The following is a 13908-nucleotide window of genomic DNA, read 5'->3' on the forward strand; positions in this document are numbered from 1 at the left end:
TGATGTCGCTGAAGCACTTTATCCAAATCACCAAACCGGGGATCATTTTCGGTAACGTGCTTTCGGTGGCGGGTGGCTTTTTTCTGGCGTCCAAGGGGCATGTCGATTTCGGCCTGTTCCTGATTGCGATGATCGGCACTTCGCTGGTCGTCGCTTCTGGTTGTGTCTTCAACAACTGCATCGATCGCGATATCGATCTGAAGATGGAGCGCACCCGTAATCGAGTGTTGGTTCAGGGGCTGGTTTCGGTGAAACTGGCCTTGGCCTACGCCACGGTGCTGGGTGTGGTCGGTGTTGGCATGCTGTACTACAAAGCCACGCCGCTCGCCGCTCTGTTCGCAGTCATCGGCTTCGTGATCTACGTAGGCTTCTACAGCCTGTACCTGAAGCGCAAATCCGTTCACGGCACGCTGGTTGGTAGCTTGTCGGGTGCGATGCCGCCGGTCATCGGTTACGTCGCAGTCACCAACAGCTTCGATCTCGCAGCGCTGACCTTGCTGGTCATGTTCAGCCTGTGGCAGATGCCTCACTCGTATGCCATCGCGATTTTCCGTTTCAATGACTACCTGGCTGCCTCGATTCCGGTTCTGCCGGTCAAGCGTGGTATCCGGGTCGCCAAGCTGCACATTCTGGTCTACATCCTGGCCTTCCTGGTCGCGACCCTGATGCTGACGTTCTGCGGCGCAGCAGGGCTCAACTATCTGGCCGTTGCCGCTGCAATGGGCATGTACTGGCTGTACATGGCCTGGACAGGCTACAAGGCGAAGGATGACACCGTTTGGGCACGCAAGCTGTTCGTGTTCTCCATCTTCACCATCACGGCGTTGAGCGTGGCGATGTCGCTGGACTTTCAGGTCACCAAGGAACTGTTGGTTACTTACGCGGCCCCTTGATCATCTGAAAGAAACTTAAAAAACCCCGTCGTTCGCGAGAACGACGGGGTTTTTTATTGGCCGATCTCAATGTTCGTACGCTGTAGTTACTCTTTGCTGTAGGCCAAATCAGTTCAACTGGTACGTAAGTCCCCAATCAGTCCATGACAAAGCGCACTGCTTTGCCGCATCATGTTTGGGTTTTGTACAGGGATCGTAGCCAAACCTTTACGATCCAGCCGTAGAGCAGCAATCGGAATTATGACTGAGCAGATCAAGCCAGAAGACCGCCCATCGCGCAACTCGATGCCACTCGTATCGATCATTGCTCCTTGCTACAACGCAGAGAAGTATCTGCACGTTGCAATGGCCAGCATCTTCGCGCAGGACTATCCGAATTTCGAAGTCATCATTGTTGATGATGGGTCGAGTGATAACAGTGTGGCGATGCTTCAGGCGTTGCAGAGCACCTACGACTTTCAGCTCTATTCTCAGGTCAATCAGGGCGTCAGTGCTGCGCTGAACCATGGGTTGAAGTACGCCCGCGGCCAATATGTCTGCACGCCGGATCTGGACGACATCATGTTGCCTTCATCGGTCCGGGTGCGTGCGGATTACCTGGATCAGCATCCGGAGGTCGGTTGCGTGGGGGCGCTGATCATCTACATGGACTCGGATGGCAATGACACCAAGGCGCAAAAGCTGTCGGTGATCCAGAAACTGAGCTTCGATGAGATCCTGGCCGACGCAGTGGTGGTCGGCGCGCCTGTTTCGCTATACCGGATGGATGCGCTGAGGGCTGTGGAATTTTATGACCCTGATATCCGGGTTCAGGATTTCCAGATGACCCTTAAGATCGCCAGCAAGGGCTATGAAGTCCATGTGCTGCCTGTCAGCGTCACCCGCTATCGCCGTCATCCCAACAACCTCTCGCGTCGCTACAAAGTGTTGCTCGATGCCGATATGCGCACCATCGCGCCTTACCGTTGGCATCCGGCTTACGACAAAGGGCTGACCGCGATCATTAACAAGGCGTTGAAGTACGCCGTCGTCAACGACAAGAAGTATGCCTGGACGCTTCTGCGTTCAATTCCGTTCCGTCAGATAAACAGAACGACCTTCCGCCGCTTCAAGCGGCTGATCTTGCACCGGCAGGGCAATTGATCAGTCACTGTTGAGTATTTGCTCCCCGGACTTCTGCATGAATTTATTCGAACTGCTCAAAGAAATGAAAACCAAGAGGCGTTTGCGCCGCTTGGACAAGCTTGAACGCGGCCCCGAAAAAATCCGGTTGCGCTATCCCGGCTATACCGTCGGCACGGGTACCTATGGCATTCCTGAGGTCGTCGAATTCGATGATGAAACGACACTGCGAATTGGCTCCTACACCTCAATTGCTGGCGGCGTGAAGATTCTCTTGGGTGGCGGGCATCGTATTGACTGGATCAGCTCCTACCCGTTTCCTGCGATGATGAAGGAGCTCAAAGACATTCCGGACTACGCTCCGAGCAAGGGGGACGTGGTCATCGGTAGCGATTGCTGGATCTGCACCAACGCCACGATTCTGTCTGGGGTCACTATCGGTCACGGGGCAGTTGTGGCTGCAGGGGCAGTGGTCACTCGGGATGTGCCTCCCTACGCGGTGGTGGGGGGCAATCCGTGCAAGTTCATTCGCTGGCGCTTTGACGAAACAACACGCGAGCGATTACTGGAGACCGCCTGGTGGGATTGGCCGATGGCTGAAGTGAAGTCTGTTGCCCGCACGTTGTCCGGGCCCGATCTCGATGCGTTTCTGGAGTACGCGCGTTCACGCAAGAGCGTGTGAGGGCAGTGACCATGCGTCAGATGTCAGGGGGATACCGGCTCCTTCGATGGTCCCAGCACAATGGCCAAATGGCGCAGGTCCTCAATCTCCACACTGAAACTCTTACCCGAAGGGCTTGCGACAACAGTCCCCAGCGCGAACACGGTGAAAAATCGCACCTCGTCAGCATGGCTCAGCAATTCGCTGATGTAACGGCTGGAGCGATACGCCTGCATTTGTGCGGGCGACACGTAGAGGGTGACGAGCTTGCCCTGTAGTCGATCGAAGAACTTGAACTTGAACCCCGTGCCATAACGTTCCACCAGGCCGCCGCCATACAGCACGCGCTTTTCATCGCCTGGCTGAGCGTATTTGATGTGGCGAAAGTACGCGCGCAGTGACATTTCACCCTGGCCAGGGATGCGCAGTGTCAGCAGCGCGAATTCTTCCTTGGTAAGCTGGGCCTGAGCCTGACGGAAGCTGTCGACCAGTCGCTCCAGATTGTTCGTGCGGGTTTCGGTCGTCTGTTTGACTTTCGGAGCGTCAGACGGCGGCGCGGCAAGGGCAGGCTTTTCATCGAGCGCCTTGTCAGGCTTGTTCTCTGTAGATTCTGCCTTCGCTCGTTCTCTGAGCGTGGGATCGAACACGTCAATGTAGTCGTCCAGCTTGCGCTTGGCCTTGCGCAGCGCTGCTTGTGAATCAGACTCGTCGACGACAGGTGTTTGCTCCGTAGCGTCAGCTTCGTCGACCCACTCACAGTCCGGGTGATGTTCATAATTGGGATTGGCTCGAAAATGCGCCGCGACAAAGGTAGGGTTTTCCTGAGGTTTCACGTCATAACGCACCCCGGTGATCTTCACTCCCTGAGCGCGACAGGCCTCAGTCGAACACAGAAAATTGAACCGGACACGTGGAGGCTCCTGGGAGAAATACTCCCGACGTGCCGCGACGATCGACAATTCCTGCTGCAACTCCACGCAGAACGCGCGAGTGATACTCCTGCTGGTCTTCATGAAGCGGCCGGGTCCTCTGGCGAAGAATCATGATGCCATGATGCTTAATCGCCAGAGTTTTGCACAAGCCTTGATACGCTGACGAGGCAGGACACCTCTGTGGGCGCGCCGATTCATCCAATGGTCATTTGTCGTGTTTCCAGGGGAATCATTCTCCCGGCACCGCGAGCCACTCACCCACCACCTTTTGATAGGCGCCGGTCGCCTTGGACAAGTGAAGCCACTGATCGACATAGGCCTTCCAGCTCACATCGTCGCGAGGCAAAAGATACGCTTTCTCGCCGTATTGCATGTAGCGCGTCGGGTTCACCGCACAGAGGCCCGGCATGCGCTTTTGCTGGTACAGCGCTTCCGAGGCATCCGTGATCATCACGTCGGCTTTCTTGTCCAGCAGTTGCTGGAAAATGGTCTTGTTATCGTGAAAATCGAGCTTGGCGTTGGGCAGAAAGGCTCGTGCGAACGCTTCGTTGGTACCGCCCTGCGGCTCGATCAGACGCACGTTCGGCTGGTTGATTTGTGCGATCGTCTGGTACTTCGATTCGTCTTCGCAGCGCACCAGCGGAATCTTGCCGTCGACATCCAGCGTGTTGCTGAAAAAGGCCTTTTTCTGCCGTTCCAACGTCACTGAAATCCCGCCCATCGCGATATCACACTTGCCCGCTGTGAGGTCCGGCATCAGCGTCTTCCAGGTCGTCGGCACCCACGCCAGTTTCACCCCGAGACTCTGCGCGAGCGACTGACCCATCTCAATGTCGATTCCTTCGTATGAGCCGTCCGCGTTATGAAAGGTGTACGGCTTGTAATCCCCGGTGGTGCAAACGGCCAATTCGCCTTTTTGCAATACAGTGTCCAGATGCGAAACTGCCTCAGCCGCTTGTGCTTGAGTGAGGCCAGACAGGCCAAAAAAGAGTGCGCAGGTGATGGTTTTCTTCATCGTGTCGTTCCCTGTGGGTCGGCTTGCAATCCGTGGTTATAGAGGGAAGGGGTCTGGGATGGGAAGTGCCTGTGTGAGCTACCGCCCCGCCCGAACCTTCGCCCGATGATGTCGATACAACGCCACCCCCGCAGCAATGACCACCACGCCGATGAATATTGGCAGACGATAAGGCTTCAGGTTGCCCAGCAGGTTTTCCAAGGCCTCACCTGCCCAGTACCCGGCCATGACGAACAGGGTCGCCCAGACCGCCGCACCCAGCAGGTTGATCAGCGAGAAACGGATGGGTGACAGGCGGCTGGCGCCAATCACCAGCGGCCCGACAAGGCGCATGCCGTACAGAAAGCGCACCGAAAAAATCGACGCTGTAGGGTAACGCTCGATCAGTCCGGAAACGCGATCAATCGCCGCTTTCTGGCGGTGCAGGCGTGGCAGGATGCGGGGGCCGAAGTAGCGACCGGCCCAGAACAGGATCTGATCACCAATCATCCCGCCGAGCGTAGCGACGGCGATCACGTCCAGCAGACGCAGAGACGTCTGATGCGCCGCCAGGCCGCCGAGGATCAGAATGGTTTCGCCTTCCAGCAGACAGCCGATGAAGACTGCCCAATAACCGTAATTGACCAACAGGGAAGTGACGTCGATATGTTCGAACATGGGCAACAGCGGTCTCAAGGCAAGGGGCGGCCGCAGGATGGTCCGGCGCAGGCATACCGTTCGACCCAATACGTCGGCGAACAGTTCTATCCTGTTTCGCACTGCCTTGGAAAGCTCATTCGCTGTATTCGGCTTCCAGCGCTGCGAGGTCTTTCTCGATCACCTTCATCAACATTTCCCACTCGGCCTGTGTCCGTTTCAGCGCTTCGCCTTCGCGGGAATACAAAAAGTCGATAACGTTGGCGGTTTCCTTGGCCTTGGTGGTCGGACGAAAGGCGTCCATGCTCAGCACGCGGGCCAACATGTCCAGCTCGGTGGCGTGATTGACCCACTGCCAGTTGTCCTTGATCACCACCTTGTCGATGAGAATGCACTGCTTCTTGAAACTACGCAGGCTCACGCCGAACGGGCTGGCGGCCAGTAGCGAGGTAATGCGCGCCCCTTCGCTGTTGGCCTTGTCCACGGCATTTGGTCCAAAAAACCATTCGTTGAAGCTCAGTTCGATCTCGCGAAACGCCACATTGGCGTCCCAGATGATGCCCAGCGCCTTGTTGTGGATGATCTCGTTCTTCCAGGCGCGATAGGCTTTGAATGCCAGGCCCACCAGACCTATGGCTGCGAGAGCCTGTACCAGCGAAGAGCAGGAGTTGATGACGTCGTACGCGCGGGCCGAACCTGAGGCACCGGCACCTGTGTAGGACTCGTAGAAGACAGACCCTGTCATCGCGGCAAGCGCGAAAAGGGCACAGTAGAAACCGAACGCGTAGGGATCTTTCATTGTTGTTTTTATCCGATCAGCGAGGTTAAACGTTTGGTCCATTCGCTTTGGATCAGTCAATTTTCAGGCTAGTTGATAACCTTGAGATGTGTGGGGAAAGGGACGAAATAACCTGACACAAGTTCGCCGCTTATCGGGGGAACATCTGCGCGTCCCCCAAGCATTTCATCAGGTGGTCGTAGACCAATCGCACACGAGGCGGGACAGGGCCTGATTGCGTGCGGTAAATCATCAGATCAATCGGCGGCGGCGCGATGTCTGGCAAGATTTCTAGCAGTGATCCGTTGCTCAAACCCGGCTCGGCCAGATAGGTGGGCATCTGCCCAATCGCAAGCCCTGCCAGCACGAACTCCAGCTCGGTTTCCGGATCGTCGCAACAGAACGCAGGGGAGGGTGGCAGATAGGTCTGACTGTTGGCGAAGAACCACGGCCAGGGCCTGCCGTTATTGCGGTCGATCAGCACCGACAGCGGCAATTGCTTCAGCGTTTCCAGGCTGGACGGTACGCCGGTTGATTCGATCAGCGAAGGTGCTGCGACGATCTTCAATCGCACCGGACAGGCCGAGCGCGCGATGTAACGTCGGTCTCTGACGGCCCCCACACGTATGCCAATATCGATCCGCGACGCCACGGCATCCGTCAGTTCGTCATCCAGACTCAATTCAATGCGCAGCCCCGGATTGGCCTGCATCAGCGGTTTAAGAAAACATGCCAGATACAGTTTGCCGATGGCATGGGGGGCGGTGATGCCGACCCGTCCCGCGATGCCCTCGCTTGGCTGCCGGGTGTGGGAGGTGAACAATCGGTCAAACCGGCCCAATGTCTCTCGCGCCTGCTGGGCGATCTCGGCGCCGAAGGCCGTGAGCTGCGCCTGCCGTGTGCTGCGATGAAACAGTGGCTCGGCGAACAAGCGTTCCAGTTCCTGTACCGCCCGTGTCACTTTCTGCGGTGATGTCCCCAGCCGGTTCGCCGCTTCACGAAAGCTCGGTGCTTCCGCTGCCACCAGAAAGACCCGCAGCATCTCCATGCGGTTGAGCATTGAATGGCTCCTCTTCGAAAGCATGTTCCATAAATTGGAATTCTCAAAGCCAAACTCTTCCATTTTATGAAGCGAATATCCACTGCAAACTTGCTCTCAACACCTCACCACCCCCTCAAATGCGTAGGAGATCGATCATGAGCAATGGCATCCAAGGCAAAGTCGTCGTCATCACTGGTGCAAGCAGCGGTCTGGGCGAGTCCACTGCCCGTCATTTGGCAAAACTCGGCGCCAAAGTCGTTCTCGGCGCCCGTCGTCAGGAACGTATGGACATCATCGTCCAGGAGATTAAAGCCGCAGGCGGAGAGGCATCGGCCTACACCGTCGACGTCACCCGTCGTGAAGACCTCGAAGCGCTGGTCGCCCACGCGGTTCAGGACTTCGGCAAAGTCGACGTCATGATCAACAACGCAGGTTTGATGGCTATCGCTCCGATCTCCGAACGGCGTGTCGATGAGTGGGACCGGATGATTGACATCAACGTCAAAGGCGTTCTCTACGGCATTGCCGCTGCACTGCCCAAGTTCGAAGCCCAGGGTTTTGGCCACTTCATCAACATCTCGTCGGTGGCCGGGATCAAAGTCTTCAGCCCGGGCGGCTCGGTCTACAGCGGCACAAAATACGCCGTACGCGCGATCTCCGACGGCTTGCGTCACGAAGTCGGCGGCAAGATCCGCACCACCACCATCGAACCGGGCGCTGTGGATTCCGAGCTGAAATTGGGCAGTGGTCATCAGCCAAGTGCGGATGTCGTGAAAGAGTTCTACAAGCAGGCCATTCCGGCTGAGTCCGTGGCGCGGGCGATTGCTTATGCCATTGAGCAACCGAGTGATGTCGATATCAACGAAATTGTGCTGCGCCCGACTTCGCAGGATTTCTAAGGCTGAAGGGAGTGTTGCGGCAGGTATGGCTTACCGCAGCATCCCGATAATGAAATTGAAAAACGGCCCTTCTGGGAGTGAGCTTGCTCACGAATGGTTGTATCAGCGCCACTTTAGGTGACTGACACAATGCTTTCGTGAGCAAGCTCACTCCCACAGTTCATTCAATGTTCTGCTAATCAACCTGGTCTGCTCTTGATTGTGAACGAAGGTCGTAGGAGCATCTCGCATTTGTAGGAGCTTTCCGAATTTCTCTTGCTGTCTTGTTCCCCTAAAACACCCACGCTAGTCTTCCGGCCGTCGTTGTGATCTGCGACCGGATTTGACGATCCGATACCCCGAAGAGCGTTAGCCTTCATACCATGCGTTAAGCTCAGAGCTTGAAGCCTGCGTTATGGCGGCTGTGCGTCGGAGATCTCTGGGTCTGCCGGTGTCTTTGGGGCCGGTTCGTCAACCGTCGTACAGTCGCCACCTTTAATGTTTGACGCCATTGGGAGGTGGTTCTACCTAAAGGAGCTTCCCTCTATGCAGGCATCGCATCTCACCCTCCTTCGGTCCGGCTTGATTCCCATTGAGCAGAGGACAAGGCAATGATCGACTGCTTCGAACCCCAAATCTTCATCCGCCACCACCGCCAACTCCGAGCTCTGCAACTCGATCACCAAGCCTGGTTCTGCCTTGCAGACACCGCCCGCCTCATGGGCAAAGCCCTCGACGAACGCGCCCTTCGCAAACTCGACCCTGATCAACACCGCGTTGCCTGGCTCAACAGCGATGGCCGCTGGAGCAAACAATTCCTGATTAGCGAGTCGGCGCTGTTCGCGCTGCTGGTTCACCATTACGTCCCGGAAAACCGGGCTTTGCGGCAGTGGCTGACTCATGAGGTCTTGCCAGCGCTGCGTATTAGACATGGCGCAGCTGGTACTGGTGCTCTCTGGAGCGAGGGAAGTGATCAAGCGTTGAAAGGATGGCTGGCGAGTGTTTCAAAGCCCGTGCACGCCATGTGCCGCTTCATGAGGTCCAGGCAGGAATGATGCAGCCGCTGTCTGATCGTTTTTGATCGTTCCCACGCTCCGCGTGGTAACGCATTGATTGACGCTCAGCGTCACTTGGAACACAGAGCCGATGAATTTCACCCAAAAAAAAACCGGCTCAAACATGGCCGGTTTCTTTCATCCCCAAGAGGCGTAACCCCTTGAAGGTACTGCTGTTTGGTGCCCCGAGGGAGACTCGAACTCCCACTCCTTTCGAAAACGGATTTTGAATCCGCCGCGTCTACCAATTCCGCCATCAGGGCTTGTGGCGGCGGAGTATAGAGACGTCCCTACCGTTGGTCAATCACGTTTCATGGTCAATTTTCACTTTCTCCGCTAAACTTCCCGGCCCTGCTAGACGAACCCCATCATGCGCGTTGCTGACTTTACCTTCGACCTCCCTGATGCCCTGATCGCTCGCCACCCGTTGGCGGAGCGTCGTGGCAGCCGTTTGCTGACCCTCGACGGGCCAACCGGTGCGCTGGCGCATCGCCAATTCACTGATTTGCTGGAGCATTTGCGCCCCGGCGATCTCATGGTTTTCAACAATACCCGGGTGATTCCGGCGCGGCTGTTCGGGCAGAAAGCCTCGGGCGGCAAGCTGGAGATTCTGGTGGAGCGGGTGCTGGATCAGCATTCGGTGCTGGCCCATGTGCGGTCGAGCAAGTCGCCGAAGTCGGGTTCGTCGATCCTGATCGATGGCGGTGGTGAAGCCGAGATGGTCGCGCGCCATGACGCGTTGTTCGAGCTGCGTTTTGCCGAGCCGGTGCTGCCGTTGCTGGAGCGCGTGGGACATATGCCGCTGCCGCCTTACATCGACCGTCCGGATGAGGACGCTGATCGCGAGCGCTACCAGACCGTGTACGCCCAGCGTGCCGGTGCGGTGGCGGCGCCAACGGCGGGGCTGCATTTTGATGAGCCAATGATGCAGGCGATCGCCGAGAAGGGCGTCGAAACGGCCTTCGTCACGCTGCACGTGGGGGCCGGGACCTTCCAGCCGGTGCGTGTGGAACGGGTCGAAGATCACCATATGCACAACGAGTGGCTGGAAGTCACTCAAGAGGTGGTCGACGCCGTGGCTGCGTGCCGTGCGCGGGGCGGTCGGGTCATTGCGGTGGGAACGACCAGCGTGCGTTCGCTGGAGAGCGCGGCCCGTGACGGCGTGCTCAAGCCGTTCAGTGGCGACACCGACATCTTCATTTATCCGGGGCGGCCGTTTCATGTAATCGATGCCCTGGTCACCAACTTTCATTTGCCTGAATCCACGCTGTTGATGCTGGTTTCGGCCTTCGCCGGTTACCCGGAAACCATGGCGGCCTATAAAGCTGCGGTGGAAAACGGTTACCGCTTCTTCAGTTACGGGGATGCCATGTTCATCACCCGCAATCCGGCGCCGACTGCACCTCTGGGATCAGATGCGGCCCCCGAGGATCAAGCATGAGTCGCACCTGTCGTATGTCGTTCGAGCTGCTTGCCACTGATGGCAAGGCTCGTCGTGGTCGTTTGACCTTTCCCCGTGGCACGGTCGAGACCCCGGCGTTCATGCCTGTGGGCACCTATGGCACGGTCAAGGGGATGTTGCCGCGTGATATCGAGGCTATTGGCGCTGAGATCATTCTGGGCAACACCTTTCACTTGTGGCTGCGTCCTGGCACCGAAGTAATCAAGGCCCATGGTGACCTGCACGATTTCATGCAGTGGAAAGGCCCGATCCTGACGGATTCCGGCGGATTTCAGGTGTTCAGCCTGGGCGCTATGCGCAAGATCAAGGAGGAGGGCGTGACCTTTGCTTCTCCGGTTGATGGCGCCAAGGTGTTCATGGGGCCGGAAGAGTCGATGCAGGTCCAGCGTGACCTGGGCTCGGACATCGTGATGATTTTCGACGAGTGCACCCCATATCCGGCCAGTGAAGACGTGGCACGTACTTCGATGGAGCTGTCGCTGCGTTGGGCCAAGCGTTCCAAGGTCGCCCACGGCGACAACACGGCGGCGCTGTTCGGTATCGTGCAAGGTGGCATGCATGAAAATCTGCGCATGCGCTCGCTGGAGGGCCTGAACGAGCTGGACTTCGATGGTCTGGCGATCGGCGGTCTGTCGGTGGGGGAGCCCAAGCACGAAATGATCAAGGTGCTGGACTATCTGCCGGGTCGTATGCCCGCTGACAAACCTCGTTACCTTATGGGGGTAGGCAAGCCGGAAGACCTCGTTGAAGGTGTGCGCCGCGGAGTCGACATGCTCGACTGCGTCATGCCGACGCGCAATGCTCGCAACGGTCATCTGTTCATCGACACCGGTGTGCTGAAGATTCGTAATGCGTTTCATCGCCACGATGATTCGCCGCTGGATCCAACCTGTGATTGCTACACCTGCAAGAACTTCTCTCGCGCTTATCTGCATCACTTGGACAAGTGCGGTGAAATGTTGGGGAGCATGCTCAATACGATCCACAATTTGCGGCATTACCAGCTGCTTATGGCTGGTTTGCGCGAGGCTATTCAACAGGGTACATTGGCCGCCTTTGTCGAAACCTTCTATGCCAAACGCGGGCTTCCTGTGCCGCCACTGGATTGAAAGACAGCCGGTCTTACCGCTTCTTATTATTAAAAATATGCAACTGGAGTGTTAAATGAGCTTTTTCATTTCCAACGCCATGGCCGACGCGGCTGCACCTGCTGCGGCAGGCCCAGCGGGTTCGGGCTTTGAGTGGATTTTCCTGGTCGGTTTCCTGGTCATCTTCTATCTGATGATCTGGCGCCCACAGGCCAAACGTGCCAAGGAACAGAAGAACTTGCTGAACAACTTGCAGAAGGGTGACGAAGTCGTTACTTCCGGCGGTATCGCGGGCAAGATCAACAAAGTGACCGATGACTTCGTCGTGATTGAAGTGTCGGACACCGTAGAACTGAAAATCCAGAAGGGCGCGATCGCTGCCACCCTGCCTAAAGGCACTCTGAAGGCCATCTGATTTCAGTTTTTTTTCCATCGTCGGGGCGCGCAAGGCGCCCCGCGTTCTAAGCAGGCGGCGTGATGTTGAACAAATACCCTCTGTGGAAATACATCCTGATCCTGGCAGTGCTGGCGGTCGGTTTTATTTATTCCGCACCCAATCTCTATCCTGACGACCCGGCCATTCAGGTCAGTGGCACCAGCACGGCGCTGCAGGTTTCTCAGGCAGATCTGGATCGCGTAAGCAAGGCGCTTACCGATGCTGGCATCGCGGTCAAGGGCGCGTCTCTGGCCGAGAATGGCAAGGGCGGTTTGTTGCGTCTGACCAAACAGGAAGACCAGCTCCCGGCCAAGGATGTCGCGCGTAAAGCGTTGGGCGACGACTATGTCGTGGCTCTGAACCTGGCGCAGACCACACCGAAGTGGCTGCACAACATCGGCGCCCGTCCGATGAAACTGGGTCTGGACCTTTCCGGCGGTGTGCACTTTCTGCTGGAAGTCGACATGGACAAGGCGCTGAGCGCCCGTCTGAATGTCTATGAAGGCGAAGTGAAGAGCCTGCTGCGCAAGGAAAAACTGCGTTATCGCAGCCTGCCGCAAGACAATGGCGCCATCCAGTTGGGCTTCAGCGACACCGATTCCCGCGAGCAAGCCCGTGCCTTGATTCGCAAGGATTACAGCGATTTCGAAATCACCACCAGCGATCGTGGCGAAATGCCGATCCTGCGTCTGGCCATGACCCCGGCCAAGATCACCGAGATCCGCGAATATTCCATCAAGCAGAACTTGACCACCGTACGTAACCGGGTCAACGAGCTGGGCGTGGCCGAGCCGCTGGTTCAGCGCCAGGGCGCCAACCGCATCGTGGTCGAGTTGCCTGGCGTGCAAGACACTGCCGAAGCCAAGCGTATTCTCGGCAAGACTGCCAACCTGGAGTTCCGTCTGGGCGCAGGCCCGGATGATTCCAAGGCCACCACCGAGATGTTCGAGTTCCGCGAAGGCGGTCGTCCGGCGGCGGCGGTCGAGCGTGGTCTGATCATCACCGGTGACCAGGTCACCGACGCGCAGGCCAGCTACGACGAACATGGTCGTCCTCAAGTGAACATCAAGCTTGATGGCCACGGCGGTGACTTGATGAGCCGTGCCACCCGTTCGAACGTGGGTCGCAGCATGGCGGTGATTTTCATCGAACAGCGTCCGATCACGACTTACGTGAAGCAGACGGTCGACGGCGTCGAGAAAGAAGTGCCGGTCCAGACCTTCAAGGAAGACAAGAAGATCATCAGCCTGGCGACCATCCAGTCGCCACTGGGTAGCCAGTTCCGCATCACCGGCCTGAACGGTCAGGGTGAGTCGTCCGAACTCGCGCTGCTGCTGCGTGCCGGTGGCCTGGCTGCACCGATGTACTTCGCTGAAGAACGCACCATTGGCCCGAGCCTGGGTGCCGACAACATCACCAAGGGTATCGACGCGTCCCTGTGGGGCATGCTCTTCGTCTCGCTGTTCATCATTGCCATCTACCGCTTCTTCGGTCTGATTGCGACTGTGGCACTGGCCTTCAACATGGTCATGCTGCTGGCCCTGATGTCGATTCTGGGCGCGACGCTGACCTTGCCGGGTATCGCGGGTATCGTGTTGACGATGGGGATGGCGGTGGACGCCAACGTACTGATCTTCTCGCGGATTCGTGAAGAACTGGCCAACGGCATGAGCGTGCAGCGTGCGATCAACGAAGGTTTCGATCGCGCCTACACCGCGATTCTCGACGCCAACCTGACCTCGCTGCTGGTCGGCGGCATTCTCTACGCCATGGGCACCGGCCCGGTCAAAGGCTTCGCCGTGACCATGTCCCTCGGTATCTTTACCTCGATGTTCACAGCCATCATGGTGACCCGCGCAATGGTCAACCTGATTTACGGCGGCCGTGACTTCAAGAAGCTGTGGATTTAA

14 protein-coding genes and 1 tRNA gene are annotated in these 13908 nt (G+C 57.4%); 9 read left to right on the plus strand and 6 right to left on the minus strand.

Going from position 1 to position 13908, the window contains the following annotated elements; translation table 11 throughout:
• The first annotated feature begins 2 nt into the window (after positions 1-2).
• From cyoE to ACI5GA_RS21715, 3 genes are all read left to right on the plus strand, one after another.
• A complete protein-coding gene (gene cyoE / locus ACI5GA_RS21705; RefSeq protein ID WP_404637252.1) occupies positions 3-893 on the plus strand; it encodes a heme o synthase in 891 nt (296 codons plus the stop codon).
• 240 nt (positions 894-1133) lie between these two features.
• Positions 1134-2036, plus strand: coding sequence for a glycosyltransferase family 2 protein (locus ACI5GA_RS21710; protein ID WP_404637254.1), 903 nt, complete (start codon positions 1134-1136; stop codon positions 2034-2036).
• A gap of 37 nt (positions 2037-2073) precedes the next feature.
• Positions 2074-2697 (plus strand): CatB-related O-acetyltransferase, encoded by a 624-nt coding sequence (locus tag ACI5GA_RS21715; protein WP_404637256.1) that lies wholly within the window; start codon positions 2074-2076, stop codon positions 2695-2697.
• 23 nt (positions 2698-2720) lie between these two features.
• Here ACI5GA_RS21715 and ACI5GA_RS21720 read toward each other — a convergent pair whose 3' ends face one another.
• The 5 genes from ACI5GA_RS21720 to ACI5GA_RS21740 form a co-directional block, all read right to left on the minus strand.
• Positions 2721-3689 (minus strand): ATPase, encoded by a 969-nt coding sequence (locus tag ACI5GA_RS21720; RefSeq protein WP_404637258.1) that lies wholly within the window; start codon positions 3687-3689, stop codon positions 2721-2723.
• A gap of 148 nt (positions 3690-3837) precedes the next feature.
• Positions 3838-4623: a transporter substrate-binding domain-containing protein gene (locus tag ACI5GA_RS21725; RefSeq protein ID WP_404637260.1), complete on the minus strand. Its 786-nt coding sequence runs from the start codon at positions 4621-4623 to the stop codon at positions 3838-3840.
• Between the two features lie 78 nt (positions 4624-4701).
• Positions 4702-5280 (minus strand): DedA family protein, encoded by a 579-nt coding sequence (locus ACI5GA_RS21730; protein WP_404637262.1) that lies wholly within the window; start codon positions 5278-5280, stop codon positions 4702-4704.
• A 115-nt stretch (positions 5281-5395) separates the two neighbouring features.
• Positions 5396-6058 carry a hypothetical protein gene (locus tag ACI5GA_RS21735; RefSeq protein WP_404637264.1) on the minus strand — a complete coding sequence of 221 codons (663 nt, stop codon included), beginning with the start codon at positions 6056-6058 and terminating at the stop codon, positions 5396-5398.
• A gap of 130 nt (positions 6059-6188) precedes the next feature.
• Positions 6189-7097, minus strand: a complete 909-nt coding sequence (locus ACI5GA_RS21740) for a LysR family transcriptional regulator (protein WP_421424233.1) — start codon at positions 7095-7097, stop codon at positions 6189-6191.
• A 137-nt stretch (positions 7098-7234) separates the two neighbouring features.
• Between ACI5GA_RS21740 and ACI5GA_RS21745 the strand changes: the two genes are divergently transcribed.
• Complete coding sequence (locus ACI5GA_RS21745) at positions 7235-7978, plus strand: SDR family oxidoreductase (protein WP_421424234.1); 744 nt, start codon at positions 7235-7237, stop codon at positions 7976-7978.
• A 590-nt stretch (positions 7979-8568) separates the two neighbouring features.
• The gene (locus tag ACI5GA_RS21750; protein WP_404637270.1) at positions 8569-9012 is read left to right on the plus strand and encodes a BRO-N domain-containing protein; all 444 of its coding nucleotides are present in this window, start codon (positions 8569-8571) and stop codon (positions 9010-9012) included.
• Between the two features lie 178 nt (positions 9013-9190).
• Here ACI5GA_RS21750 and ACI5GA_RS21755 read toward each other — a convergent pair.
• Positions 9191-9275 (minus strand) — tRNA-Leu (locus ACI5GA_RS21755).
• Positions 9276-9382: 107 nt separating this feature from the next.
• Between ACI5GA_RS21755 and queA the strand changes: the two genes are divergently transcribed.
• From queA to secD, 4 genes are all read left to right on the plus strand, one after another.
• A complete protein-coding gene (queA, locus tag ACI5GA_RS21760; RefSeq protein ID WP_421424236.1) occupies positions 9383-10453 on the plus strand; it encodes a tRNA preQ1(34) S-adenosylmethionine ribosyltransferase-isomerase QueA in 1071 nt (356 codons plus the stop codon).
• Between the two features lie 14 nt (positions 10454-10467).
• Positions 10468-11583 carry a tRNA guanosine(34) transglycosylase Tgt gene (tgt, locus tag ACI5GA_RS21765; RefSeq protein WP_421425507.1) on the plus strand — a complete coding sequence of 372 codons (1116 nt, stop codon included), beginning with the start codon at positions 10468-10470 and terminating at the stop codon, positions 11581-11583.
• Between the two features lie 55 nt (positions 11584-11638).
• The gene (yajC, locus tag ACI5GA_RS21770) at positions 11639-11977 is read left to right on the plus strand and encodes a preprotein translocase subunit YajC (protein ID WP_108235905.1); all 339 of its coding nucleotides are present in this window, start codon (positions 11639-11641) and stop codon (positions 11975-11977) included.
• 62 nt (positions 11978-12039) lie between these two features.
• Complete coding sequence (gene secD, locus ACI5GA_RS21775) at positions 12040-13908, plus strand: protein translocase subunit SecD (protein WP_404637274.1); 1869 nt, start codon at positions 12040-12042, stop codon at positions 13906-13908.

This window comes from Pseudomonas sp. Pseu.R1 (genome assembly GCF_045764065.1).
GTDB lineage: Bacteria > Pseudomonadota > Gammaproteobacteria > Pseudomonadales > Pseudomonadaceae > Aquipseudomonas.

Coding starts and splice junctions, on each gene's coding strand:
- cyoE (WP_404637252.1), top strand. CDS start 3: ATGTCGCTGAAGCACTTTATCCAAATCACCAAACCGGGGATCATTTTC.
- ACI5GA_RS21710 (WP_404637254.1), top strand. CDS start 1,134: ATGACTGAGCAGATCAAGCCAGAAGACCGCCCATCGCGCAACTCGATG.
- ACI5GA_RS21715 (WP_404637256.1), top strand. CDS start 2,074: ATGAATTTATTCGAACTGCTCAAAGAAATGAAAACCAAGAGGCGTTTG.
- ACI5GA_RS21720 (WP_404637258.1), bottom strand. CDS start 3,689: ATGAAGACCAGCAGGAGTATCACTCGCGCGTTCTGCGTGGAGTTGCAG.
- ACI5GA_RS21725 (WP_404637260.1), bottom strand. CDS start 4,623: ATGAAGAAAACCATCACCTGCGCACTCTTTTTTGGCCTGTCTGGCCTC.
- ACI5GA_RS21730 (WP_404637262.1), bottom strand. CDS start 5,280: ATGTTCGAACATATCGACGTCACTTCCCTGTTGGTCAATTACGGTTAT.
- ACI5GA_RS21735 (WP_404637264.1), bottom strand. CDS start 6,058: ATGAAAGATCCCTACGCGTTCGGTTTCTACTGTGCCCTTTTCGCGCTT.
- ACI5GA_RS21740 (WP_421424233.1), bottom strand. CDS start 7,097: ATGCTCAACCGCATGGAGATGCTGCGGGTCTTTCTGGTGGCAGCGGAA.
- ACI5GA_RS21745 (WP_421424234.1), top strand. CDS start 7,235: ATGAGCAATGGCATCCAAGGCAAAGTCGTCGTCATCACTGGTGCAAGC.
- ACI5GA_RS21750 (WP_404637270.1), top strand. CDS start 8,569: ATGATCGACTGCTTCGAACCCCAAATCTTCATCCGCCACCACCGCCAA.
- queA (WP_421424236.1), top strand. CDS start 9,383: ATGCGCGTTGCTGACTTTACCTTCGACCTCCCTGATGCCCTGATCGCT.
- tgt (WP_421425507.1), top strand. CDS start 10,468: ATGTCGTTCGAGCTGCTTGCCACTGATGGCAAGGCTCGTCGTGGTCGT.
- yajC (WP_108235905.1), top strand. CDS start 11,639: ATGAGCTTTTTCATTTCCAACGCCATGGCCGACGCGGCTGCACCTGCT.
- secD (WP_404637274.1), top strand. CDS start 12,040: ATGTTGAACAAATACCCTCTGTGGAAATACATCCTGATCCTGGCAGTG.